This window comes from Plantactinospora sp. DSM 117369 (assembly GCF_053764795.1).
In genome coordinates this window covers 2934683-2960216 of record NZ_CM132446.1, presented here as the reverse complement: position 1 = coordinate 2960216, position 25534 = coordinate 2934683, and the positions used below count along the sequence as shown (strand labels likewise).

General features: G+C 69.9%; 20 protein-coding genes. 10 read left to right on the top strand and 10 right to left on the bottom strand.

Annotated elements, in window-relative coordinates; all coding sequences use genetic code 11:
• Positions 1 to 63: 63 nt before the first annotated feature.
• Entirely contained in the window at positions 64 to 1368 is a 1305-nt protein-coding gene (locus ACSMXO_RS13225) for a M20 metallopeptidase family protein (RefSeq protein ID WP_455417948.1), read from the top strand.
• Positions 1369 to 1572: 204 nt separating this feature from the next.
• A complete protein-coding gene (locus ACSMXO_RS13220; protein WP_455417947.1) occupies positions 1573 to 2517 on the top strand; it encodes an acyltransferase domain-containing protein in 945 nt (314 codons plus the stop codon).
• 153 nt (positions 2518 to 2670) lie between these two features.
• Here ACSMXO_RS13220 and ACSMXO_RS13215 read toward each other — a convergent pair whose 3' ends face one another.
• From ACSMXO_RS13215 to ACSMXO_RS13190, 6 genes are all read right to left on the bottom strand, one after another.
• Entirely contained in the window at positions 2671 to 3051 is a 381-nt protein-coding gene (locus ACSMXO_RS13215; RefSeq protein ID WP_455417946.1) for a zinc ribbon domain-containing protein, read from the bottom strand.
• A 61-nt stretch (positions 3052 to 3112) separates the two neighbouring features.
• The gene (locus ACSMXO_RS13210; RefSeq protein WP_455419232.1) at positions 3113 to 3775 is read right to left on the bottom strand and encodes a lytic polysaccharide monooxygenase; all 663 of its coding nucleotides are present in this window, start codon (positions 3773 to 3775) and stop codon (positions 3113 to 3115) included.
• Positions 3776 to 4236: 461 nt separating this feature from the next.
• Positions 4237 to 5466: an epoxide hydrolase family protein gene (locus ACSMXO_RS13205; RefSeq protein ID WP_346257792.1), complete on the bottom strand. Its 1230-nt coding sequence runs from the start codon at positions 5464 to 5466 to the stop codon at positions 4237 to 4239.
• A 189-nt stretch (positions 5467 to 5655) separates the two neighbouring features.
• Complete coding sequence (locus tag ACSMXO_RS13200; RefSeq protein WP_455417945.1) at positions 5656 to 6573, bottom strand: hypothetical protein; 918 nt, start codon at positions 6571 to 6573, stop codon at positions 5656 to 5658.
• Between the two features lie 247 nt (positions 6574 to 6820).
• The gene (locus tag ACSMXO_RS13195) at positions 6821 to 7816 is read right to left on the bottom strand and encodes an alpha/beta hydrolase (RefSeq protein ID WP_455417944.1); all 996 of its coding nucleotides are present in this window, start codon (positions 7814 to 7816) and stop codon (positions 6821 to 6823) included.
• Positions 7817 to 7841: 25 nt separating this feature from the next.
• Positions 7842 to 8015, bottom strand: a complete 174-nt coding sequence (locus ACSMXO_RS13190) for a hypothetical protein (RefSeq protein WP_455417943.1) — start codon at positions 8013 to 8015, stop codon at positions 7842 to 7844.
• A 147-nt stretch (positions 8016 to 8162) separates the two neighbouring features.
• Here ACSMXO_RS13190 and ACSMXO_RS13185 point away from each other — a divergent pair, with 147 nt between their 5' ends.
• The 7 genes from ACSMXO_RS13185 (at position 8163) to ACSMXO_RS13155 (ending at position 18283) form a co-directional block, all read left to right on the top strand.
• On the top strand, positions 8163 to 9071 hold the full coding sequence (locus ACSMXO_RS13185) for an AraC family transcriptional regulator (RefSeq protein ID WP_455417942.1): 909 nt from the start codon (positions 8163 to 8165) through the stop codon (positions 9069 to 9071).
• A gap of 95 nt (positions 9072 to 9166) precedes the next feature.
• Entirely contained in the window at positions 9167 to 9967 is an 801-nt protein-coding gene (locus tag ACSMXO_RS13180; protein ID WP_455417941.1) for a phosphotransferase, read from the top strand.
• Entirely contained in the window at positions 9964 to 10257 is a 294-nt protein-coding gene (locus ACSMXO_RS13175; protein ID WP_455417940.1) for a hypothetical protein, read from the top strand. The genes ACSMXO_RS13180 and ACSMXO_RS13175 overlap by 4 nt, the downstream gene beginning before the upstream one ends.
• Complete coding sequence (locus tag ACSMXO_RS13170) at positions 10254 to 12488, top strand: penicillin acylase family protein (RefSeq protein ID WP_455417939.1); 2235 nt, start codon at positions 10254 to 10256, stop codon at positions 12486 to 12488. Before ACSMXO_RS13175 ends, ACSMXO_RS13170 begins: the two co-directional genes overlap by 4 nt.
• A gap of 670 nt (positions 12489 to 13158) precedes the next feature.
• Complete coding sequence (locus tag ACSMXO_RS13165; protein ID WP_455417938.1) at positions 13159 to 14730, top strand: pectate lyase family protein; 1572 nt, start codon at positions 13159 to 13161, stop codon at positions 14728 to 14730.
• A gap of 992 nt (positions 14731 to 15722) precedes the next feature.
• A complete protein-coding gene (locus tag ACSMXO_RS13160) occupies positions 15723 to 17456 on the top strand; it encodes a hypothetical protein (RefSeq protein WP_455417937.1) in 1734 nt (577 codons plus the stop codon).
• Entirely contained in the window at positions 17453 to 18283 is an 831-nt protein-coding gene (locus ACSMXO_RS13155; protein WP_455417936.1) for a hypothetical protein, read from the top strand. Before ACSMXO_RS13160 ends, ACSMXO_RS13155 begins: the two co-directional genes overlap by 4 nt.
• Before the next feature lie 47 nt (positions 18284 to 18330).
• Here the strand turns inward: ACSMXO_RS13155 and ACSMXO_RS13150 are convergent, their stop codons facing one another.
• From ACSMXO_RS13150 to ACSMXO_RS13135, 4 genes are read right to left on the bottom strand one after another with little or no spacing between them, the layout of a single operon-like run.
• Complete coding sequence (locus ACSMXO_RS13150) at positions 18331 to 18885, bottom strand: GTP-binding protein (RefSeq protein WP_346257801.1); 555 nt, start codon at positions 18883 to 18885, stop codon at positions 18331 to 18333.
• Positions 18886 to 18900: 15 nt separating this feature from the next.
• Complete coding sequence (locus tag ACSMXO_RS13145) at positions 18901 to 19266, bottom strand: DUF742 domain-containing protein (protein WP_346257802.1); 366 nt, start codon at positions 19264 to 19266, stop codon at positions 18901 to 18903.
• Positions 19256 to 19693 (bottom strand): roadblock/LC7 domain-containing protein, encoded by a 438-nt coding sequence (locus ACSMXO_RS13140; RefSeq protein ID WP_455417935.1) that lies wholly within the window; start codon positions 19691 to 19693, stop codon positions 19256 to 19258. The genes ACSMXO_RS13145 and ACSMXO_RS13140 overlap by 11 nt, the downstream gene beginning before the upstream one ends.
• The gene (locus tag ACSMXO_RS13135) at positions 19690 to 21963 is read right to left on the bottom strand and encodes a nitrate- and nitrite sensing domain-containing protein (protein WP_455417934.1); all 2274 of its coding nucleotides are present in this window, start codon (positions 21961 to 21963) and stop codon (positions 19690 to 19692) included. Before ACSMXO_RS13135 ends, ACSMXO_RS13140 begins: the two co-directional genes overlap by 4 nt.
• A gap of 1007 nt (positions 21964 to 22970) precedes the next feature.
• Between ACSMXO_RS13135 and ACSMXO_RS13130 the strand changes: the two genes are divergently transcribed.
• Positions 22971 to 25418, top strand: a complete 2448-nt coding sequence (locus ACSMXO_RS13130; RefSeq protein ID WP_455417933.1) for a M14 family metallopeptidase — start codon at positions 22971 to 22973, stop codon at positions 25416 to 25418.
• The last annotated feature ends 116 nt before the right edge of the window (positions 25419 to 25534 follow it).

The window sequence follows — 25534 nt, the reverse complement described above, 5'->3', positions numbered from 1 at the left end:
GCGGCACAGACTTTGTCGACCGACTTCTGCCCGGGTGGCAGTCGCGCTCTTCTGGGAGGAACCATGTCGAACTCGGAGAAGCTCCGCGTCAGTCGACGCGCGGTGCTCGGTGGCGCCGCCGCTCTGCTGGGCGGCGGGCTGGCGCCACCACTGGCTGCGCGGGCCGACGGTCCGGCACCCGGCCTCGACGGTTCGACACGTCGGCCGGTGGACCGGAAGTCGGTGGACGCCGTGGCGTCTCGGCTGGACCGCGACCTCGTCGAGTTGCGCCGTGACATCCACCGGCACCCCGAAACGGCGGGTACGGAGCGGCGGACCGCCGCCGTGGTCGCGCGGCGGCTTCGCGCGGCCGGCCTCGACGTCAGGACCGGCGTCGGCGGGCACGGCGTCGTGGCCGTCCTCACCGGTGCCCGTCCCGGCCGGACGGTCGCCTACCGGGCGGACATGGACGCGGTACCGCCGGGAGACCAGTTCGGCGGCGGTACGCTGCCGGCCCACCTGTGCGGACACGACGTGCACACCACCGTGGGTGTGGGCGTCGCGGAGGTTCTGGCACTGCTGCGCAACCGACTCACCGGCTCGGTGGTGTTCGTCTTCCAACCCGCCGAGGAGGCGCTCGCCGGTGCCGCCGCCATGCTCGACGACGGCGTGTTCGCCCAGGCCCGGCCGGCGGAGATCCATGCCCTGCATTGCGGCCCTTTCCCGGTCGGCCAGTTCGTCGTCACTCCCGGGTGCGGGCTCCCCGGCCAGGACCGCGGCGTCGTGACGCTGACGGGCCCGGACGCGACGGCCCGGGCACAGCGGCTCGCTGCCGAGATCAACGCCCTCGGTACGGTCACTCCGCCCGCCACGCCCGCGGACCTCGAACGGCTCGTAGCGGACATCCTCACCCCGGACGGGCCGTTGGCCAAATTCGTCTTCATGGGGGCAGCGGCGCCCGACGCCGAGGGCCCGGCCGAGGTCGGGATCCGCTACCGCTGCTGGCCCGAGCACCGGTACCCCGAGATCCGTGAGCAGGTCCGCCGGCTCGCGAGGCCGTACGGCGGGGCGGTGAGCTTCCCGAACGACCCGTTCCCGGCCATGCTCTGCCCCGAGCAGGAGGGCCTGGCACTGCGGCGCTACCTGCGCCAGAACGTCGGCCACGCCCGGGTGCGGACCCTGCACGCCCCGGTTCCGTTCAACGGTGAGGACTTCGCGTTGTTTCTCGACCGGCTTCCCGGCACCTACACCTTCCTCGGTGTCCGGGCGCCCGGAGCCGGCGTCGAGACCAGCGCTCCGCACTTCGGCACCTTCGACCCGGACGAGCGGGCCATCGGGTACGGCGTCCGCGCGATGGCCGGCTGGCTGGCCGGGCGCACCCGCGCCTAGTACCAACGGCGGCGCCAGGGGTAGCCGTCTCGTCGGTACTGGCAGAGGCGGGCCTGGTACCGGTGTCGTCGGCGCCATCGGGAGCACGCCCAGAGCTGTTGCGGTGGACGGTGGCGTCGCACGGTCAGTGCGGTGAGTAGTCTCCGGGGATCGCGGAGAACGGGCAGCAGGAGGGGCGATCCCGCCGCCGGTAGGATCGTCCTGGTGGATCTGGACGACACCGCCGCCCGCCTCGGGGTACCCGTCGAGGACGTCGACCGCGTGCACCGGCTCGCCGGTGACCGGCCGTCGGCTCCGCTGCCCGCCAAGGCCGACGCGCCCGCGATCCTCGACCGGCTCGCGGTGCGGCCGGACGACGCCGCCGAGATCATCGCGGGCTGGCCCGATCCCGGCTCTCCACTGTGGACTCCAGAGCTGCGCTGGCTGCTCGACCGCTCGATCGCCCTGGTCCGCGCCGATCTCGGGGGCCACGGCTGGCTGTCGCCCGGTCCGGAGCTGCCGCGCGAACGGGGGCCTGCCTGGCGGCATCTCTACGTGTACGCGTACCTGGCCCTGGTCGACGTCGTCACGGGGTACCACCGCGACCACGGCATCGCCGATGCCGTGTCGTGGGTGACCCTCGCGGACCTGGGCCGCAACCTCGCGATCGACCGGCGGATGCACCGCGAGGGCTGGCCGGTCATGCAGAGCTGGCTGACGCTGCACGCGCGCGGCGGCCTCTACGAGCTGGGCCGGCTGCAACACCAGCGCGGCGGCACCGCCATCGACCTGCACATCCCCGAGTCGGGGCCGTTGACCCCGGCGGCGGTCGCGGCATCGCTCGACGAGGCTCGCGTGTTCTTCCCGCGCCACTTTCCCGACGAGCGCTACACGGCGTTCTCCTGCGGCTCGTGGCTGCTCGACCCGCAGCTACTGGAGTACCTGCCCGGGGACTCCAACATCGTCCGGTTCCAGCGGAGGTTCGAGCTGGAGCCCTACGAGGAGCCGGAAGGGCTGGACGCCGACGTCGAGGTGCTGCGGTTCGTGTTCCGCACCCTGACCACGCCGCTCGACCAGCTACCCCGCCGCACCGTGCTCCAGCGCGCGATCGTCGACCACCTGAAGGCCGGCCGCCACTGGCAGGTCCGCCGCGGCCGCTTCCCTATCTAGTGCGGTGTCCACTGACGTTCACCGGGTCTCCCGGTGGTTTTGTGGATCCTCGCCCGTTCGGCGAGCGACTCCCCACCGTGTGGTTGGTGGGGCGGGCCACCGCTGGCCAACCGACCCGCACGCCGCCCGAGGTGCTGTGGTGGGCGGCGGGGGTCACGTCGGGACCGGCCGACACCGGGCAGGTGCCGGCCGGCTCGACGGTGCGTGACCACCCCGGACAACAGCGTCGGCACCGGGGCCGAGGGTTGTGGGGTGGTGGGTCCGCCGCCCGGGGTACGGGTGGCGATGATGGCCGCCGCGACCAGGTCCACGATGGCCCGAGAATCCGCAGTACCGGCAGGTGAGGACCCGTCCGGATGGTTTCGGTATCCGCCGGACGCAGGCCGGGCAGGTCGACGACGTCCCCCGCTCATCCACGAGGTCGACACTGATCCCGGCCAGGGCCGCCTTGTCCTGGAGGATGCGGATGAGATGGCCGATGCAGTTGGGCGGTCGCGGGCACGTTCTCGAAGACTCACATTTCCTTCTCCTCATGAGGTTCATGGGCCGGACGACGCGGGACGATGGCCAAGCTCGGTCCCAACGCGGTGGTCGACTATGCGCCGGTGAAGATGACGTCGCTGCACGAGAAGTAGGTCTGGTTTGTCCAGTGGGCCTGCCAGATCGTGAAGACGATGTGCCGGCCGGTGCGGTTACCGGCATCGACGTCGGCGACATAGTTGGAGAGCCCTGTCTGCCCCAACTGAAGGCCGGTGGTGGTGACAAGCTCGACGGAGTCCCAGGTGAGTCGCTGGGTGAGCGGGTCGAAACCCTGCTTGGTGATGTAGACGTACAGGTGGGCGGCCCCGTGGTTGGCGCTGTCGGTGACCGTCAGCCTGAACCGGCGTAGCTTGTTGGCCGCGATCCATGGTCCGGGAGTGTCGAGTGCGCGGTACCGGCCGTTGAAGCTGAGTCCGCCGCTGCACAGTTGTCCATCGGGCACGGCAGCCCGGTAGTTGCCGTTGATGCCCTCGCGGTAGTTCCCGCCCGGGTTGTAGAAGGCTGTGCCGTCGGCCTGAAAGGCCTGGTAGCACATCGGGTCCTCGGTCCTCATGGCCGGATTCCAGTAGTTGCTGGACCACCGGTTGTTGCAGCTGATCACCCGGTATGCCGGATCGGTGGATCCGCCGTGTGCCCATGCGCCGTCGGCAAAAGCGGTGGACAGGAGGACGCCAGCGGCGACGAAAACGGTTGTCGCTCGGCGCAGGGTCGAGCGCATCACGGACAGTGTTGACATGGTGTCCCCTTTGTCATGGATCGCGGCACCTGGAGGGTCGGCTTCGCGTCGTCGCCGGGGTAGGTCGATCCCGGGGTCACGTCGCTTGCCGATGCGGTCGTGGTCTGCCCGTCCACCCGACCGCGTCCGACTCGAAACAGTTACCAGTATCGATAGAAACGGTTCGCTTCGCAACCCCCGCACGTCAGCCGGCGTCCAACCACGGACCCGGCACCGTCCTGGCGACGTGCTACGGCAGTGTCAGAGGTAGCCGTGCCGCCACTGACCAGCCGCAAACTCCGCCGACCGACCCACCGCAGCGTCGCCGCCCTGGAAGCCGACGTCACCGCCTGGATCGAGGCATGGAACGCCGACCCCAAGCCGGCCGTTCGTATGGACCAAGACGGCCGGCGACATCCTCGAACGATCACCGCATACTGCCAACGGATCAACGACTCAGGACACTAGGCACCCATCGGCTGGCGAAGCGACCGGAGGCCCGCCCGAAGCTCCGCCACGAACAGATCCGGCCGCTCCCAGGCCGCGAAGTGCCCGCCCGTGTCGAGCCTGTTGTAGTGGATGAGCTTCGGGTACGCCCGCTCCGTCCAACTCTTCGGAGCCTGGTAGAGCTCGTCGGGGAAGACGCTCACGGCGGCCGGGATGGCGACGCCCTTGACGGCGAAGAACGAGTACGGGTTCTCGGCGTAGAGACGGGCCGCGGAGATCGCCGTGTTCGTCAACCAGTAGAGCGTGATGTTGTCCAGGACATCGTCCCTGGTCAGGCCCGTGGGCTCTCCGGCGAAGGCCCGGGAGATCAGCTCCAGGCTGCGCGCGTCGTGATCGAGCAGGAAGGCCGCCAGACCGACCGGGGAGTCCGCGAGCCCGGTCAGGGTCTGCGGGCGGGACGCCATCATGACGGCGTAGCCGACGTGCTTCCAGACGAAATCGAGTTGCTCACACGCACGCCTCTCGTCGTCCGACAGATCGGGCGGCAGCGAACCGAGCGCGTTGTTCGCCGCCGTGATATCGCCCTGGAACAGCTTGTCGATCTCGGGTGGGACCACACCTGGCATGTTGGTGTGGATGCCGAGCAGCCCCGGCGGCGCCTGTACGGCCATCAGGTCCACGATGATCGCACCCCAGTCGCCGCCCTGTGCCACGAACCTCGAGTACCCGAGGCGGTTCATCAGCTCCGCCCAGGCCCGGGCGATACGGTCGGGGCCCCAGCCGGGCGTCGTCGGCCGGCCCGAGAACCCGTAGCCGGGCAGCGACGGGATCACCACGTGGAAGGCGTCCGACGCGCTGCCGCCGTGTGCCGTCGGATCGGTCAACGGCTCGATGATCTTCAGCTGCTCGACCACCGAACCCGGCCACCCGTGCGTCACGATCAGGGGCAGGGCGTCCTCGTGCCGGGAGCGGACGTGGAGGAAATGGATGTCCAGTCCGTCGATCTCGGTGATGAACTGCGGCAGGGAGTTCAGCCTCGCCTCACAGCTACGCCAGTCGTACTCCGATGCCCAGTAACGGGCGAGTTCCTGGACCGTGCCGAGCTGCGTACCCTGCGACTGGTCCGGCACGGTCTCCTTCTCCGGCCAGCGCGTGGCCACGATGCGCGCGCGCAGCGCGTCGAGTTCCGCGTCGGGGATCTCGACCGTGAACGGCCGGACGGCCGCCCCATCCGAGGTGCCGGGCATGTGGGGCTCCTTGCAGATTCCGCACGAGGGACGTCCTGGGTGAAAGCTGACCGGACTGTGGTAATCCGAGCGATTTGCTCTCCATGTCCGAGCATAAGCGCACGGGAAGCTCCGTCCGGCCGAACTCTCGGATCGCCCGCCCGTCAGGCGCCACCCGGGCGGAGCGCGGATGTCCGGGAGTTCGGCGACTCAGGACGTCGGCCGGTGGCCGGGGATCTCCCGGATCGCGGCGAGGAACCGGGACTGGTCGTCGCGGGTCGCCGGGTTGACGGTCCGGATCCACGAGCCGTCGTCGAAGACGATGGTGGACGGAAATCCCAGCAGGCGGGCCCGGCCACCCTCGGAGTCGATCCGGGCCACCCGAGCACGCGGCATGGTCCAGAGCAGCCGGGGCTGGCGCCGGTCAGGCCGACCCTCGTCGGGCCGGCGGCCCATCCGCAGCAGGTGCAGGTGCGTGTCGGTCACCGCGAGCGGGGTGCCGGTGTAGCGGTCGAGGAAGAGCAGCAGGCTGCCGGCGAGGGTGCCGAGATCGCCGCTGAAGACGTACCGACGCCGGTAGGCGATCTCGGCGAGCTGGTCGGCCAGTGGGCGGTACCGGCTCAACCGGAACAGTGCCCGGAAAGCCTCCTGTTCGTCGGTCAACGCCAGCGGCTCCCGGTGCGGCGGCGGTTCCCGGTGCGGCGGCTGGTGCCGCGGTGCAGGCTCCGGCGTCGTCCGCTCGGGCAGACCGTCGGCGACCGCGGCGGCCCCGGCCGGATGCAGCAGCATGCCCGAGGCGAGCCGGACCGGCGTCATCACCGCGTCCAACCAGGCGGCCGGGTTGACGATGTGCAGCAGTCCGAACAGCGCGCGCGGATCGACCGCCTCGGCCAGCTCGCCGGCCATCCGGTCGGCGAGCTGGCTGCCGGCCCGGTGTGTCTCTGGAGCACCCAGCGGAGCGAGCCCGACGTAGCGGAGCTGCTCGCCGGGCAGCAGCGGCGCGACGATGAGGCGCTCGGGTTCGTCGCTGGTGCGGAACTCGTCACGCAGCTCGCGGGCCTTGTCACGGGCGGACCGTACGCCGCCCAGCATCGCCTCGGTGAGCCGACCGAACGGTCCTGCCGTCACACCCTCGCCTCCTCAACCGGCCCGCCGTAGCGCCGGCTGCCCATCGTCCGGTCCCGCCAACTCTGTGGTCGGCCGGGCCGGTCCACCGCCCGGATCACCTGGGTCGGCACCCTGCTCGGCCGCCGGTCTGCACAGGCTAACGGTGGCGCCACGACGGCTCCAAGAGCATGCCGGCGCCCACCTCGGGGGCCGCGCCGACACCGACGGCGGTCGCGACAACCCCGGAGTGCGCGTCCAGTTCGGACAGCTACGAACGCCGGTACTGGGTCGGCGCGGGTGCGTCGGAGGCCCGGCCGAGCACCCGGGCAAGCCACTCGGTACGGGTTCGGCGCGCGGCGGCCGACACCCCCGCCGTCGGGAACAGGGCGTCGAATCCGTGGAAGCCACCCGCCCAGACGTGCAGTTCCGCCTGGCCGCCGGCCGCCCAGATCCGGCTGGCGAACTCGACGTCCTCGTCGCGGAAGACCTCGGCCGTGCCGGCATCGACGTAGCTGGTCGGCAGGCCCGAGAGGTCGTCGGCCACCGCCGGTGAGACGTAACCGGGCACGTCCCCGTCGGTGAGGTCGCCGAGTACCGACCGCCAGCCGAACTGGTTCATCTCCCGGGTCCAGGGTCCGGGCACGCCGGCGTACTGGCGGCTGGAGGTGCTGTCGTTGCGGTGGTCGAGCATGGGGCAGATCAGCACCTGGGCGGCGATCGCCGGGGTACCTCGGTCGCGTGCCATCAGGGTGACCCCGGCGGCGAGGCCACCTCCGGCACTGATGCCCGCGACGACGATACGGGCAGGGTCGATGCCCAGCTCGTCGGCGTGCTCGGCGACCCAGAGCACGCCGTGGTAGCAGTCGTCGACCAGGGTCGTGCCGGTGGCCTCCGGCGCCAACCGGTGGTCCACCGAGACCACCACGGCACCGAACCGGTCGAGCCAGTCCAGCGGGATGTCGAGCTGCGAGAACCGGTCGCCCATGACCATGCCCCCGCCGTGGATCCAGTAGACGCAGGGCGCCGGCACGGCACGGTCGGCGCCGGCGGGAGTCAAGATGGACAGCGGGATCTGCGCCCCGTCCGGGCTCGGGATGGTGACCTCGCGCCGATCGACCGCATGCCCTTCCAGGAGGCTCTCGACCGGCGGCGTCGGGAACTGGCGCAGTTGCGCGAGCACCTCGGAACTGAGCTCGGACCTCAGCGGCAGGTCGGCGAGCAACGCGCGCAGTTCGGGATCGGTGTCGGGTCGGGTACGTGTCACGGTGGGTCCCTTCAGTGAAACTCGGTCAGCTGACCGGGGAGACGGTCGAGCAAGGAATGGCACGTGGGCCCCGTGGCTGCTCGGCGGCGTGGGACAGCGGCGGCGCGGCGAGCAGAAGCTCCACCACCTCGTCGCCGTTCCCGGGCCGGGCGGTCATGGTGGCCCGGAAACCGGGCTCGACGCGGATGGGCGGCCACACCTCTCATTCGCGGAGCCATCGCAGGCTCCTGGGATAGCGACCAACCCATAAAACCATCGTGAGTAGGAGAAATGTCAGAACGATGCTCCTGGACCCTTGCCTGATCCTACTAGCACAGCGAGGATCAAGCCGTGATTGAATCAGCTCGTGAGCCTTGACGAGCTAGCCGCATTGATCGCCCGGCACGCCCGACCCGATCAACGCACCCCGATCGAGGGTGTCCTGGTCTCGAAGGTCGAGCGGCCCTATCCGCCGTCGCCGTCGATGTCCGGCACGGTGCTGGCACTCATCGTCCAGGGCGCGAAACGGATCGCGCTGGGTGAGCGGGTCTACGAGTACCGCGCCGGGCAGTACCTCATCGCCTCGGTCGACCTGCCGATCACCGGTCACTTCACCGAGGCCAGCCTCGAACGGCCCGCACTGGGCTTCGGCCTGACCCTGCACCCGGCCACCGTCGCGGAACTGCTGTTGCAGGCGGCCCCGGGGGACCTGCCGCCCGCTGGCAGCGGCCCGCCGTCCGGCATGGCCGTCAGCTCCGCACCCGACGAACTCCTCGACGCGGTGATCCGGCTGCTACGCCTGCTCGACCGGCCACGCGACCTGACGGTGCTCGCCCCGCTGATCAAGCGGGAGATCCTGTGGCGGGTCATCACCGGCGAGCAGGGCGCGGCCGTCCGCCAACTCGGCCTCGCCGACAGCAGCCTCAGCCACATCGCCCGGGCGGTCCGGTGGATCCGCGACCACTACACGCAGTCGTTCCGGGTCGACGACGTGGCGCAGCTCGCGGGGATGAGCCCGTCCGCCTTCTACCGCAACTTCCAGGCCGTCACCGCGATGAGCCCGATCCAGTTCCAGAAACAGATCCGGCTCCAGCAGGCCCGGCTCCTGCTCGCCACCCATCCCAACGACGTCACCGGGGTGGGCCACCGGGTCGGCTACGACAGCCCGTCCCAGTTCAGCCGCGAGTACCGCCGCCAGTTCGGCACGGCCCCCAGCCAGGACGCGGCCCGGCTGCGCGGCACCACGCCGGACACCGCACCTGCCGCCCTGGTCTGACTGCCCGCCCCGACCGCCGGGCGCCCCGAGGCGGTTCGTCGCCACCTGCCGAAAATGGTTTGGCCCTCCGCCCGACGGCTCCCTAGGTTCCGGCCATGCAGGGGCAGCCGTACGACCGCACCAAAGATCTCAACCACACGAATCCCACCCGCCGCCGCGGATCGACGGTGGCTCATCCGGCCCAGCCGTGGACATCGAGCACTCACGCGTTCCTGCGGCATCTGGCGGCCGAGGGGTTCGAGGCCGCACCGCGGGTCGTGGGATCGGGGTTCGACGATGCCGGAAACGAGATCTTGAGCTGGATAGACGGCACGATCTTCGCCGAGGCGGTGTGGCCGGATCCGGAACTCTCGCTCCACGATGTCGGGGCGATCCTCCGTCGACTGCACGAGCTGGGACGCACGTTCGCACCACCGCCGGAGGCGCGGTGGATGCCGTGGTCGTTGCGGAGCAGTGCCGCCGACGCGGTGATCAGCCACGGCAACGTCGCGCCCTGGCACGTCGTGTTCCGGCACGGCCGCCCGGTCGGCCTGATCGGCTGGGAATACTCCGGCCCGGTCGACCCCGTCGACGAGATCGCCGTCACCGCCTGGTACTGCGTCCAGATGTTCGACGACGACATCGCCGAACGGATCGGACTCCCACCGGCCGCGACCCGCGCCGAGTGGTTTCGATGCTTCCTCGACGGCTACGGCCTGGCCCGCGCGGCGCGGGCAGACCTCGTCGAGCGGATCCTCCGATTCGCGATCATCGACAACGGCTGGTACGCGCGCACCCAGGGCTTCACCCGGGAGTCACGCAACGGCGAAGGACTCTGGACATTGGCCTGGCAGTCGCGCGCCGCACTCTGGACACTCGAACACCGCGACCTGCTGACCCGGGCAGCCCTGCGATGATCAGCAATTCCCACCGGCGGCCCTCAGCCACGACGACATCGGTCGCGATCGAAATCATTGCCGCCGAGGCGGTTCCGGGGCGGGCTGGTTTGCCCTATGGTGATGATCATGATGTCCTGCTGTCCACCCGGCGGAACGGGCCGGACAGCCCTGGCCCGACCATGACCATCGTCGACGCCACAGCCGGGACTGCCGACGCCACAGCCGGGACCGACGCGTTCGCCGGCACGCCGATCCCGCTCGCCGAAACCGGTGATCCTCGGAGCCGAGAAGGGTGGACCAACTCATGAACCAGGGGCTGAGCAGGCGCCGCGTCCTCGGCGAAGCGGTCGGACTAGCCGCGGGAGCCGCAGCCGTCGCGACGGGACTACCCGCCGGTGGCGCGTCCGCCGCTCCCGCGCAGGCCGGTTCTGAGCTCGCCCGCTGGCGCAGGCAGGCGACGCAGGTGACGATCACCCGCGATGACTGGGGCGTTCCACACGTACGGGGCAGCACCGACGCCGATGCGGTGTTCGGGATGATGTATGCCCAGGCCGAGGACGACTTCAACCGGATCGAACGCAACAATCTGGTCAGCCTCGGCCGTCTCGCCGAGGCCGAGGGCGAGAGTGCGATCTGGCAGGACCTACGGCAGCGGCTGTTCGTCGATCCCGAGGTGCTGAAGCGGGACTACGCGAAGACCCCGTCCTGGCTGCGCAAACTGATGCGAGCCTGGGCGGACGGGCTCAACTACTACCTTGCGACGCACCCGGAGGTACGTCCGCGCGTGCTCCAGCGGTTCGAGCCGTGGATGACGCTGAGCTTCTCCGAGGGCAGCATCGGCGGCGACATCGAGCGGGTACCACTCACCCAACTCGAAGCCTTCTACACCGGGCGCACGGTGCCGATGACCGACGAGGAACGCGGGCTGCTGTTCCGCGAGCCGAGCGGCTCGAACGGCATGGCGATCGCGCCGGGCCACACCCGGGACGGTTACGCGCTGCTGCTGATCAACCCACACACCAGCTTCTTCTTCCGCTCCGAACAGCATGTGACGAGCGGCGAAGGGCTGAACGCCTACGGCGCGGCCACCTGGGGCCAGTTCTTCATCTACCAGGGCTTCAACGCGAACACGGGTTGGATGCACACCTCCAGTGGTGTCGACAACGTCGACGAGTTCGCCGAGACGATCGTGACCAGGACGGACGGCAGCCGCGCCTACCGCTACGGCAACACGCTGCGGCGGGTGACGACCAAGACGATCACGCTGTCCTACCGAACCGCGGACGGTGGGCATGCGGAGCGCAGCTTCACCACCTTCGCCACGCACCACGGGCCGATCGTGCGTGAGGTCGATGGCAAGTGGATCGCGTTCGCGCTGATGAACCGGCCCGTCGAGGCGCTGCAGCAGAGCTTCCTGCGTACCAAGACGCGGGATTACCGCGACTTTATCCGGGTGGCGGGCCTCAAGGCCAACAGCTCGAACAACACGCTGTTCGCGGACTCGAAGGGCGAGATCGCCTTCCTGATGCCGCAGTTCATGCCGATCCGCAACGACCGCTTCGACTATCGCAGGCCCGTCGATGGCAGCGATCCGGCGACGGACTGGCGCGGGTTGCACAGTCTCCGGAGCCTGCCACAGGCGGTGAATCCGAAGAACGGCTGGACGTTCAACACGAACAACTGGCCCTGGACCGCGGCCGGCCCGGACAGCCCCGATGCCGCCGATTATCCGCGCTACTTCGACCAGGCCGGCGAGAACCCGCGCGGGCCGCAGGCGATCCGGGTACTGACCGCGCGGAGCAGCTTCACTCCGCAGACCCTGATCCAGGCCGCCTTCGATCGCTATCTCACCGCCTTCGCCCGACTGGTGCCGGGGCTCGTGGCGGCCTGGGACAAGCTGCCCGACGGCGACCAGCGCAAGGCGAGGCTCGTCGGCCCGATCGAGCTGCTGCGCGGCTGGGACTATCACTGGGGCGCCGGATCGACCGCGACGTCCCTGGCCGTGTTCTGGGGCGAGGCGCTCTGGGCACCCCTGGCGCAGGCGGCGCGGGACGCGGGCATGTCGATGTGGGACTACCTGGCCGAGCGTGCCACCGACGCGCAACGGATCGAGGCGCTCGATGCGGCGGCGGCGCGGCTGACCCAGGACTTCGGCGACTGGCAGGTGCCCTGGGGCGAGATCAACCGCTTCCAGCGCAACGACGGTGCGATCGCCCAGACCTTCGACGACGCCAAGCCGAGCATCCCGGTCCCCTTCACCTCCGCGCAGTGGGGTTCCCTCGCCTCGTTCGGCGCACGGCGCTGGCCGGGGACGAAGCGCTACTACGGCACCAGCGGCAACAGCTTCGTGGCGGTTGTGGAGTTCGGGCCGAGGCTGCGCGCCTGGGCGGTGACGGCGGGCGGCGCCAGCGGAAACCCCGACTCACCGCACTTCAACGACCAGGCCGAACGCTACGCGAGCGGCGACCTCCGGCCCGTCTATTTCTATCCCGAGGACCTCAAGGGGCATGTCGAGCGGAGCTACCGGCCGGGCACCTGACCATTCAGGCCCGAGGTGCTCCCATTCAGGCCCGAGGTGCTCGGTCATGTCAGGGCCTGCTGCACGCCGACCGGCTCGGACCGGGCCACTGGATGCCCCGTGGAGGCCACATGGCACCCGGAGCGCCAACTCCGAGCCGTCCTGCCAACCGGGATACCGCGTGGCACCCGTGGGACCGGCCGAAGAATGGCGCTGACCCAGGCCGGCACGACCGCCACCGCGCCTGCGCCGCCGCGCCGCTGGCCCGCCCCGAGGTCGGTCCGGCGCTCGCGAAGCTGAGACCGCTGGCGCGCACCGAAGCGTAACCACCGGCGGTAGCGAAGGGGCTTCCGTGCCGGGTGTCCCGGCGCACTTCCCCGCAATCCGGACGCGATCTTGCCTTATTGATAGACACTTCCCTATCCTCACTGCGGAAAGCGCTTTCCATTCCGCTTCGACGCTGGCGCCCTGTCCACCGCGCCAGCGACCTCACGGCCGGCGCCGACCGCCGCGAAGGTCCGGGCCGTGGCGGAACCGCGCCCAGATCCGCGTACCGAGGAGCACCGCCCATCCCGGGCGACGGCCGATGGGCGGCGCGGCGGGTCGGCAGTCGGGACCGGGCCGGCGAAATGACCCCGGAATGTACCGGCAACGCAACACCCCAGCAGTTGGAGACGAAGGTGAGGCGGAGATGAGACGACGAACAGTCGCATTGCGACTCCAGGCGGCGCTGGCTACCGGGGCCGTCACGGTCGCGGTCGGCATCGCACTGCCGATGCACCAGGCATCGGCGGCATCCGGCAGCGCCACCGGCTACGCGACCCAGAACGGCGGGACCACCGGCGGCGCGGGCGGGCAGACGGTGCGGGCCAGCACGGGGACCGCGATCCATGCGGCCCTGTGCGGCCGGGCCAGTAGCAGTACCCCGATCATCATCGAGGTCTCGGGGACCATCAACCACGGCAACACCAGCAAGGTGTCGGGCGACAGCTGCAACACCGCCGCCGACAAGATCGAGCTCAAGGAGATCAGCAACGTCACGATCATCGGGGTCGGTGGCGGGGCCGTCTTTGACCAGCTCGGCATCCACATCCGCGACTCCAGCAACATCATCATCCAGAACGTGACCATCCGGAACGTCAAGAAGTCGGGCTCGCCCACGTCCAACGGCGGTGACGCCATCGGCATGGAGAGCACCGTCCGCAACGTCTGGGTCGATCACGTCACCCTGGAGGCGTCGGGTGGGGAGTCGGAGGGCTTCGACGGCCTCTTCGACATGAAGGACAACACCCAGTACGTCACGCTCTCCTACAGCATCCTGCGCAACTCAGGCCGTGGCGGCCTCGTCGGGTCCAGCGAGAGCGACCGCTCGAACGGCTTCATCACGTACCACCACAACCTGTACGAGAACATCGACTCCCGTACCCCGCTGCTCCGGGGCGGCATAGCGCACATCTACAACAACCACTACGTGAGCCTGCACGAGTCCGGCATCAACTCCCGGGCCGGGGCTCGGGCCAAGGTGGAGAACAACTACTTCAGGAACTCCAAGGACGTCCTGGGCACCTTCTACACCTCCGAGGCCGGCTACTGGCAGGTCAGCGGCAACATCTTCGACAACGTGACCTGGTCCAGCCCGGGCAGCGAGAACAACCCCGCCGGCCCCAACCCGCAGTCCAACACCACCGTCAGCATCCCGTACTCCTTCAGCCTGGACGGTGCCAGTTGCGTGCCGGACCTCGTCCGCCAGACGGCGGGCGCCAACACGGGGCTGCGGGTGTCGGACGGCAGCTGCTCGCCGCAGGGACCGACGCCGACACCGACGAGGCCCACGCCGACGCCCACCTCGCCCACACCCACCCCGACCGCCCCCACGCCGACGCCGACCCAGCCCAGCGGGACCAACCTCAGCATCGGGGCCGGCTCCGACGGATCCAGCAAGGCCGCCGGTACGGGCTATGGCAACGTGCGGGACGGCAACATGACCACCTACTGGTCACCGGCCGGCTCGACCGGCTCCATCTCGATCAAGTGGGGTTCCGCCACCACTGTCTCCAGGATCAACATCCGTGAGGCGTCAGGTTCTGCGGGCAACATCGGGTCCTGGCGGGTGGTCAACCACGACACCGGCGCCGTCCTGACCTCCGGCAGCGGAGCCGGCGTCATCACCTTCCCCGCGACCTCGCTACGCAAAATCACCTTTGAGATCACCAGTTCGACCGGCACGCCGAGCGTCGCCGAGTTCGAGACCTACGCCGGGTAGCAGCGCCTCCCGCCGTACTCCGGGTCCGACACCACCCGGATGAGCGCCGGGCATCAGAACCCACCCGGCATGGTCCTCGGGGCGGGGCCGTCAGCCACGGCGGGCCCCGCCCCGGCCGATCCGGATCCAGAACGGCGGCCGGGTGGCGGCCGCCGGACCGGGCCGCCGCGCCGCGGCCGGACCCGTCCGCCGACCACGGGTTCGCGCTCCGTGAGCGATTCCGGCCGAGGAGCGGGTTCAACCGAAACGCGTTTACGCACTTCAATGGAAATCCAAGCGACCGCAACAGCAGTCGACGAATCAGTTAACGTCACTGTACGGGTTGGCGGGCCATTGCTTGTGACAATTGTCTCACTCGACAGGACGCCGCCCATCCCGTCGCCATGCGGCTCGGGCATTCACCTCCCGAACGCCTCGGGCGCGGATGCGAGAACCATCACGCGGTCTACTCGGCCACACCCGAGGCCCGACTGCCACATTAGGTCGACCGCCTTCACGGGGCGCCGGGGCACGGGATTCCACCCCGCACCGCGGGGACGCCACCGGGACCACGCCGGCCAGCCCTCACCGGCAGCATGGCAGCACCTTGCGCCGGGCGGTCCTTCGTCGCGCAGGACCAGCACACCCACCTCTGGACGCCACCGGGCCGGAGGGCCGGCACACCGGCCGGGCCGGGTCCACATGGCACGGTCACCGTCGTCGACGACACCCCGACCCCTCCCCGATCCCGGCGACTCCCCGGGGATCTTGTTCGCTCTGGGTGATCGACTCGACCGGGGCAATCATTACGACCGGCAAGCGGACGCGGTATGTCCGCACTTCACAGAAAGGAGCTCAGTTACACAGAGAATAATCGAGATACGTCAATATCACGCTCCGCGATAATCGGCCACGCCGGTGCCGGTGTTCCGTTGGGGAAGCCGCCGCTCACGCGCCCGGAAAGCCCTTCCTCACATTGACACCCAGGGGCGTATTGCGTCACTCTATGCCGCATGAACTCGGACCATCGGCCGGACCGGGCGGTGACCGTCCCGTGGTCCGAGGGCTCCCGCAGACGAGATTTGCGGTTTGGCGAGTTCCTCTGTGGACTGTGGGCCGACGCGTGCGATGCGCTCGCGGTGCCCGCCGAGGAGGCCGCGCGCACCACCCAGGAGTTGCGCGAGATGCTTCCCGCGTGGGCCGGCGAACGGATCGGGGACGCGCCGCGCCAACCGTCGTTCGTCGCCGCCGACGGGTTCCCAGCCGAGATGTCACTGAACTGGTCGGGCGGGCGGCCCGAGCTCCGGATACTGGTCGACTGCCTGTCCGACGCGGACAGCCTGCGGTCCACCCTGACCACGACCTCGCGTCGCTTCCGCCAGCTGAGCGAGATCTTCGCGGCGGCCCCCCTGTGGTATTCGATGGCGTGGCGTCCGCCCGGCCGAGTGGCCCGCAAGGCGTACTTCGGGTTGTACACCTGGCCGGCCGAGCGGCGCTTCGCCGCGCTGGACCAGGCAATGCAGCTGCTGGGCATAGCGGAGGCGTGGGACGACGCCCGCCGGCGGGTGGACGCGGACGGCCGCAGCGACCGGCGTGAGGTCGAGTTCCTCGGGCTCGACCTGACCGACACGGCGGAGTCCCGGGTGAAGATCTACTACCGGAACCACGACGTCGACACCCACGAGCTGAACCGCATGGCGTCGGTGGCGGTGGACCACAACACCGAAGAGGCGCTGTCCGCGTACCGGACGCTGGCCGGGGCGCGTGCCGACGCCGGGCGGGAGGCGCTGACCTGCCTCGCGTTCCGGTCCGGGCTGCGCCGGGCCGCCGAGTCCACGACGTACCTGCGGATGTCGAGCCTGGCCTCGGGGGACCAGGAGGCGGTGGATCGCGCCGCGGATCTGCTGCGCCGTCAGGGCGTGGACCCACGGCCGTTGTACGCCGTCGCCGCCGCGCTGGCCCCGACGAGCCTGCCGGAGAGCCGGGGCCTCCTGGAGCTGGTCAGCTACCGGGCGGCGCGACGCCCGAGCGACCTGACCACCTACTTCCGCTTCCCCGTCTATCCCCAGCCCGCGCCCCTGCCGGTCGCAGCTGTCGAACTCGTGGAGAGGAGCACCACCTTGAGCCACCCCGACGTGCAGCGCGTCGCCGACTACAACGCCGCGCGGCAAGAGGAGTACGAAGCGTCCCGGCTCATCCGGCTGTTGGCGGACGAGACGACGCCGGACACCACCAAGAAGGCCGTACTGACCTACCTTCAGCCCTGGTCGAACGCGTTCCAGCGCATGATCAGCGCTCGCGTCACGTACGAGTCCGACCTCTCCCTCCGGACGATCGCCCTCGAACACCAGAAGGAGGAGATCGGCCACGACGAGATCCTGGCCCGAACCCGGGCGGAGGACCAGCGGGTGGTCTGGGATCCGATCATCGAGGCGGGTGCGTCCTGGTTCGTCGACCAGTTCGCCACCCTTCCGGGCGTGCAGCGCGCGATCCTCGCACACCTGGCCCTGGAGGCCGGCAGCCTCGCCCTGAGCAAGGCCGGTGTCCATGCCTTCCCGAACGACCCGTACTTCTCGCTGCACGACGAGGCCGACGTCGAGCACCTCGAGATGGGCTACCAGATCCTCCGGCAGCGCACCGACTGGACCGTGGACGAGATCGTGACCGTACTCGATCGCGCCTGGCAAGTGATCACCGTGGTCTCCGACCGCATCGCCGAGTGCGCCCTCCGCGACACCGCCACGTGAGCGCTCTCCTCGGATCCGACCCGGCGGCCGCGGCCCGGGCGGTCGCGCTGGACGCCGCCCACGCCTACCGGACCGTCTTCGCCGACCGCTTCGTCGCCGCCTACGCGCTGGGCAGCCTCGCGCATGGCGGCTACGCCCCGGCGGTCAGCGACATCGACCTGGCGGTCATCCTCACCGACACCCGCGGCGGGGACGCCGACACCGTTGCGGAGACGAGCCGGGGCCTGCGCGAACGTACCGAACTGCACCGCAAGCTCTCGGTGTTCTGGGGCTCCCTGGTCGCGCTGCGCCAGGGTCGCGACGACGGGCGGTTCCCCGCCATCGACCGCCTCGACCTGGCCGATCACGGTCTGCTCCTGCTCGGCTCCGACGTGGCCCGGCAGGTCGCCGTCCCCACCGCTGGCGAGTTGCTCGTCGACAGCGCGGGGTTCGCCGTCGACGTGCTGGCCACCGACGAGGTGATCGCGGAGATCCACCGACCCCGCCGGCTCCTCGACGACCCGGTGTGGTTCACCAAGGCCGTACTCTTCCCGGTCCGCTTCTTCTACAGCAGCGCCATGACCATGGGGCGTGCCGCCACCAACGACGAGGCCATCGCCTGGTATCTGGCCCAGCCTGGCGCCGTCGCGACGCCCCTGGTCCGGCTGGCCGCAAGGGTCAGGGCAGGAGCGCCGCTGGACCCGGCGGAGGCGGCGCCCCTGCTGGCCACCGGCCTCCGCCACCTCTACCAGCGTTACGCCGAAGACCAGGCACGGCGCCTGCGCCAGGCGGACGCGCCGGGCCTGGTGGCCGCCTTCACCCGGTGGCGGCGCCGACTGGGCGACTGACTACCGGTGGCGGCGCCGGCTCGGCGGCTGAGTCCGAGCCGGCTTCCTCAGCTGACGACCGGCATCCGGGCAAGCGCGTGCCGGACCAGTCCGATCAGCGCCTGCTTGCTGGACTCCCGGTCGCGAGCGTCGCACCAGAGGAGCGGAACCGTGTCGTCGAGCTTCAGCGCGGACCGGATCTCCGCCTCGGTGTAGAGACACTCGCCGAAGAACCGGTTCACCGCGGCGACGAACGGGATTCCCCGCCGCTCGAAATAGTCGACCGCGGGAAAACTGGTGTCCAGCCGCCGGGTGTCGATCAGCACGACCGCGCCGACCGCCCCCTGCGCCAGTTCGTCCCAGATGAACCAGAACCGGTCCTGCCCGGGTGTACCGAACAGATAGAGCACCACGTCGTTGGTGATGGTGATCCGGCCGAAGTCGAGCGCGACGGTCGTACGCGTCTTGCCCTCCACCCCTGTGACGTCGTCCACGCCGACGCTGGCCTGGGTCAGCACCTCCTCGGTGGTCAGCGGCGGAATCTCGCTGACCGAGCCGACCAGGGTGGTCTTGCCCGTACCGAAGCCGCCCGCCACGACGACCTTGACCGACTTGCGATCCACGTTCCAGCCCTTTGCCTAGAGTCTCTCGAGACCAGCGAGAACCGTTTCCAGAAGCCGCCGATCCGCGATCTTCTGCTGTGCCGGAGCGCCGACGCGCAGGTAGCCCTGCTCGAGCAGCACGTCCACCATGACCTTTGTGATGGTGAGTGGTCGGTGCAGATAGGCGCCGATCTCGGCAATCGATACCCAGCGGGCGCAGCGGTCGATGATCTCCCGGTACTCCAGCTCCAGTCGACTCGGGTCGACCGGCAGGGCAATGACCTGGGTGGCCAGGTCGAGGTTCGTGTTGCGCGGACTCGTCCGCCCGTTGACGAGGATGTAGAGCGGGACTAACCGCCCGGCCTGCGCCTCGTCGTCGCCGTCCCACACGTCATACGCCATAACCCCTGCCCTGCTGACCGTTGACGGCCGTTGCGGTCCGGCGTACCTCGGCGCCGAGGTGCTCGCCGATCCGGGTCACCAGCCGGCTCATCTCGTACGCGACGGTTCCCATGTCGACGCTCTGCTCACAGAGTACGGCCAGCCGGGCGTTCTGGCCGGCGGCCGCGACGAACAGGGTCCGGCCGTCGTACTCGATGATGACCTGCTGCACCTGCCCGCTGTCGAACCGTCGGCCCATCCCGGCGGCGACGCTGTGCAACGAGGATGCGCCGGCTGCCAGGAGCTCCGCCGCATCCTGGGTCAGCGAGGTGGATTTCTGGACGATCAGCCCGTCGGTTGACAGGACAACGGCGTAGACAACGTCGGGAACTTCTACTAGCTCGTCCAGCATCCAGGTGAGGTCGTTCCCGGAGGTCGAGTTGGTCACGCTTTGCCGCCTTGGTTGTTGTCGCTGGTTGACGCTTCGTCGTTGCCGTCCGCCTTACCGGCGGCCCACGCCCGCTGGTACCTCGTGAAGCGGTCCCGGGCCTCCTCCGGCGACCGCGCCGTCCCGGCCGCCGGCGACGCGCTGCCGGTGGCCTTGGTGTCGTCGCGCAGTTCGGGCGCGATGTGCTGTTGCGGCTGCCGGCTCGGCAGGGGCGGACGGGAGACCGGCCGCGGCGCGCCCGCGTCGGCCGGGCGGGGAGCGGAGGTCTTCGGTGTGCTGGCGCTGCCGTTGGCCTGACGCTCACTCATCATGTCGCCCGCCCGATCGGTTCGTCGGTTGTCGGCCGTTCGAGGGTCGCGGCGTGCCTGGGTCGATCCGTTCGTGACCGTGCCGACCGCGCCACCCGGGCCGCCGGCCGCGGGGCGTGGAGCTCGCTGGCCTGCCCCGGCCCGGGCCGGAACCGCCCCGGCCATCGCCGGCAGTTGGAGGTCGGGATCCGTCCGGTCCGCACCGGGGCCGGGGAGTTCGGGGGTGATCAGCCGATCGGGCAGCAGCACGATGGCGAGCAGCCCACCATAGGCAGAGGTACGAAGGCTCACCTGGATGCCGTCGCGCTTGGCAAGCTCGGCGACGACGTGCAGACCGACCTGCGCACCGTCCTTCAGCGCCGCCACGTCCGGGATGGGCGCCTTCGCCAGCAGTTCGTTCGCGCTCTCCAGCGCGTCGGCGTTCATCCCCACGCCGCCGTCCTCGATCTCGATCGCGACGCCGTGCTTGACCTCGTTACAGGTCACCCAGACCGTCGTCTTCGGCGGGGAGAAGGCGAGCGCGTTGTCCAGCAACTCGGCCAGCAGGTGGATGGTGCCGGCGACGGCACGGCCGGTCAGCGCCAGGTCGGGCGCGCCACGCAGGGTGATCCGCTGGTAATGCTGCGCCTCCGCGAACGCGGCCAGCAGCACCCGGCGGATCGGGACGGGGTTCTGGAACCGGCGGCCGATCTGTCCACCGGCGAGGATGACCAGGTTCTCCAGGAAGCGCCGGGTCTGGGTGAGCTGGTGGTTGATGTCGAAGAGTTCGGTCAGCAGCTTCTCGTCGCCGACCCGGTCCTGCAACTCCTCGATCACCTTCAGGCCGCGCTGCAACGGACGTTGCGGACGGCGGGCCACGCCCATCAGCATCGCGATACCGGCGGCCCGGGTCTTCGCCTCGTCGATCGCGGCGGCCGCGGCCGCCTTCAGGGACCTGTTGATGACCGCAGCGACCTGGCCGATCTCGTCGCTGCCGTAGTCGTGGCTGGGCAACTCGACCGCGAGGTCGACCTTCTCGCGGCGCCGCAGCCGCGCCATCATCAGCGGGAGGCGCTCGTCCACGATCGCGGCGGCGTCCTGGCCCAGCTTGGCCAACCGGATGGAGAGGGCCTGGTCCACCAGGATGTGTGACTGGCGGAGCGCCCACAGGATCGCGGCGATCGCGATCGACAACGCGAGCAGACTGCCGAGCGACGCGGTCAACAACTGGTTGTTACCGGTATGGAGGGCCTCGGCCGAGACCCCGTCGGCCTGCAACACCGCCAGGCTGATCAGGTCGTCGGAGACCTGCCGGGTGAGCGTCTCCCAGCGGGTCCGGTTGACCGGGAGCCCCCGGGGCACGCCGTCGTCCCAGGCGCCGGCCGCGATCAGTGCGTTCTCCGCAGCGACGAGTTCCTTCCATGGACCACTGGCCGTGATGGCCTCGTACCGCTCTCGCGCGGATGGTTCGAGGTGCGGCGCGATGTTGGTGAGCGCGGCACGGTAGGCGCCGACCAGGGCCACGAACTCCAGGTGACTCTGCTCAGTGAGCGTACGGGAGCTGAACGCGCCGTCGATCGTGGAGCCGGCCCGGGACATCTGGTCGCTGACCCGGAACGCCTCCGTCGCCGTGACGCCGCCGAGGCTCGCCGCGACGTCGGGCACCACCCGGGCCTGGGTGTCGAAGAGCGTGGTCGCGGCAGCCAGCAGTCCATTGTAGAAGTCGTAGACCCGGGAGCCGCCGGCCGTCCTGGAGTCGATCGTCGCCCGTACGTTCGGCAGCTGGTCGAGCTGGTCCGTCAACGCCTGCCAACGGGTGGTGATGGACTGTGGGGCGCTGGCCAGCGCTTCCTTGGCGGCACTGCGCAGCTCGATCAGTCGCTGGTCGGTCTGCTTCCGCTGGTCGGCCAGCGGCTGCAGGTCCCTCGACGGCTGGGCCAGATAGGTGACGCTCAGCCGGCGCTCCTGCTGGAGTGAGGCCAACGCGGGAACCGCCGGGATCGATACGTTACGGACGCTGTTGGCGACCTCGCGGTTGTAAAAACCTTGGAAAACAAGGTATCCGGAGGCTACGAGCCAGATGACGACGGCGACGACACTGGGGATGAGCACCAGTCTGATGACGCGCCGCCTGATCGACTGCTGCCGACCACGCCGGCGACTCGCCGTCGACTGACTCTGCACTTCCGGATCAGGTTGCCGGCTCGTGCTGTCGGCTTGCTTGTCCGCCAACTTCGATCCAATCGTGGGCAGCCCGGAGGAACCAGCGGCTTGGGACGGCCGGCCGGTGCCGATGTGTGGGCAACCCTACCAATCTGTCCGGTCTCGCACTAGCCCGTCCGGCCAGACCCCGAATCAGCCGTTCGCCCGTGCCCGCCGGGCCGATGCCACCCCTCGGCGGGCCCGGCGAGGTCGGTCGCGACATCCACAGTGGATGCGGTCGGCCGACGCACCTGCCCCCGTTCGTGGGCCGGGCGGCGTAGCGTTTCTGGACGGCACCGCAGCGCCTCGGCCGTCATATTCCCGACCTGAGTTGCCGCAGCCTGTGACGGGATCCGGACGGCCGGGCCGGCTGAAATCCGGAGCCGCCGTCGCCGGATAAGGAGGTTACACGCCGCCCCTCGGTGGCGGCCCCGGTCCCCCACCGCTCCGCTCCCACCTGGTCCGGCCAGGGAACGGACCGACCCAGCTGGGTTTTCGCCGTCGCCGTGACGCTGGCCGGATCACGCCCTTGGCGGCGACATCGAGGCACCGTGGTCACGGTCCCACGTGCCGGCGACGACGGCACCCTGTGACGATGCGTGGTCATTCATCTGTGCCCGGTGATTGACAGATCGATCATGGCGGCTCGAAGATTTATCCAGCCTGGGCAGTGGGCGACGACCGCCGCCGGTCGGGCGGTATTTGCATCCTGCGTGTCATCCAACGGTTCGCCGTGTCTCGGCGGCCGATCCCGAGAGGGAGAACTGCGCAGAAAGGAATGCAACGTCATGTCAGATCTTCCTGGCCCCGGGTGGCGGCGCCGCGTCTTCCTCGCGGCATCGGTCGCCCTCGCCGGCCTGCTACTGGTCACCCCGGCCTCGGCGGTCGCGCCCGACCCGGGTTCGTCGGGTTCGGCTTCCGGCGGGGACATCGAGCTCGGACGGCTCGCAGGCGAGGAGACGAGCGTCGTAGAGGTTCTGCTCGCCGACAGTAACGAGTTGGACAAACTGGTCGCTACCGGCGTCGATCTCGACCACCACGTGAGCCGCACCCCGAGCGGCATCGTGGTGCACGCCGTCGTCACCCCGAACGAGGTCGCCACGTTGCGGGCGCGCGGCTACCGGCTGGGCGACGTGCTCTTCACCCCGGACGACTCGGCGCAGCGGATCGCGGAGCGCGAGGCGACCATCGCGGCCCACGTCGCGGAGAACGAGGCGCTCACCGAGAACCAGGCGCGCCGGGGCACCCAGGCGACCTCCGACGTCAAGATCATCCGAGCCGACTACTACACCTCCGGCACCGATCAGGTCCTCTCCGTCGAGGCGAAGTGGGCGCAGGGGCAGACCGCCACCGACGCCCTCACCGTCACCCGGGACAGCGGTCCCGGCACGCCGATGGGCTCCGGGGGCACCCAGACAATCTCGCGCTTCGTGGACGCCGGGGTGTATCTCTACCACCGTGGCGCGTCGACGGTGACGGCCCGCCCGAACTACGTCCAGATCACGAGCCCCGGTGGCGGCGTGGCGGTGGCCAAGGTGAACCACTGGCTGCCCATCCCGAGGGAGAACCCGGAGGGGCCCGGCTACCAGAAGGACTTCGTCGCCAGCTACCTGACCCCGACCGAACTCTACGACCGGATCCACCAGCTCGCCGCGCAGTACCCGAAGCTGGCCGAGATCGTCGAGTTGCCGTACAAGACGAACGGCTATCGGCGTAAGGCGCAGGCCGTACTCGGCAGCGCGAACGCGAGCCGGGTGGCGGTCGACTCCCGGGCCTGGGGGCACGAGGGCGGCAACGACGTCTCCGTCGAGCTCGCCGATCCCGGTGCCGCCGGCCAGCCGCTCTCGGTCGGCGTGACCGGCAACGCGATCCGGGTCAGCCTGGCCACCGACGCCACCGGCGCGGTGACCAGCACCGCCGCCGAGGTCGTCGCGGCGCTGAACGCCACCGCCGGATCGCTCGTCGCCGCGTACACCTACCGGGGTGACGCCGGTGCCGGCGTTGTCGCGCCGGCCGCGCCGACGCCGCTGACCGACGGCCTGAGCGCCCCGGCCAGCGTCTCGCGTGATCCGCACCCGGTGTACGCGATCCGGATCGGCAAGCACCGCAACAGCTCCAAGCTGGGTGTCCTCGCCTACGCCCAGGAGCACGCGCGCGAATGGGTGCCGCCGCTGGTCACGATCGAGACCGCCGAGCGGCTGCTGCGCAACTACGGCCACGACCGCCGGACCAGGGACCTCCTGGACAACCTCGACATCTGGATCGCTCCGTCGATCAACCCCGACGGCGGCCACTACTCGTTCTACGACTTCAACTCGCAGCGCAAGAACATGACGAACCACTGCCCGCAGACCGGGTCGGCGGACGCTCTCGGCCGCAACTCGTGGGGCGTGGACAACAACCGCAACTACACCGAGTACAGCCTCTTCGACGGCTACTCGGGTGCGTCGCCGAGCTGCACCAGCGGCACCTACGCCGGGCCGAGCGAGCTGTCGGAGCCGGAGAACAGGAACCTCGACTGGCTCGCCTCCCGGCCGAACATCAAGTTCTCGATGAACCTGCACTCCTCCGGCAACTACTTCATGTGGTCGCCGGGCGCGTACGCGACGCCGGGCCGGATCTCGGCACCCCGGCCGACCCTCGGCGAGGAGTCGTTCTTCTGGGGCGCCTCGTCGCGGATCCTGACCTCGATCAAGCGGCACCGGAACATGGCGGTCACCCCGGCGCGTACCGGTCCGATCTCCGACGTGCTCTACTCGGCGGCGGGGAACTCCGGCGACATGCTCTGGTACAAGTACGGCATCTACGCCTGGAACTTCGAGGTCGGCACCTCGTTCCAGCCGGAGTGGGCCGAGGCGCACGACGAGACGATGGAGTTCGCCAACGGCCTCGTCGAGCTGATGCGGGTGGCGCGGGACTTCGACACCGACCGCAGGCGGCCGGAGAGCGACCTGTCGGTGACCCGCAGCGCCACGCCCGGGATGGTGGACGTCACGTTCGAGGTGAGCGAACCGGCGGCGGTCTTCTACACGCTGGACGGCCGCAAGCCGACGTACGCGTCCACGCTCTACGGCTCGGCCGGCATCCGCGAGGGCGGGGAGACCCTGACCGTCCCGTACGGAACCAGGATCAACTGGTTCTCGGTGGACGCCGCCGGCAACGTCGAGAACAACTACCGTCCCGACGGCCGGGGCAAGAACTACCGCAAGGGCGTCGCCATCCCACCCAGGCGGTGATGACCGCGCCGTTGATCCGACGGTCCAGCGGCCGCGGCACCTCCGGGTGCCGCGGCCGCGCCGGGAGCCGGGTGCTCGGGGTACCCGGACATCCGGGCGACCGCCATCCCGCGCGG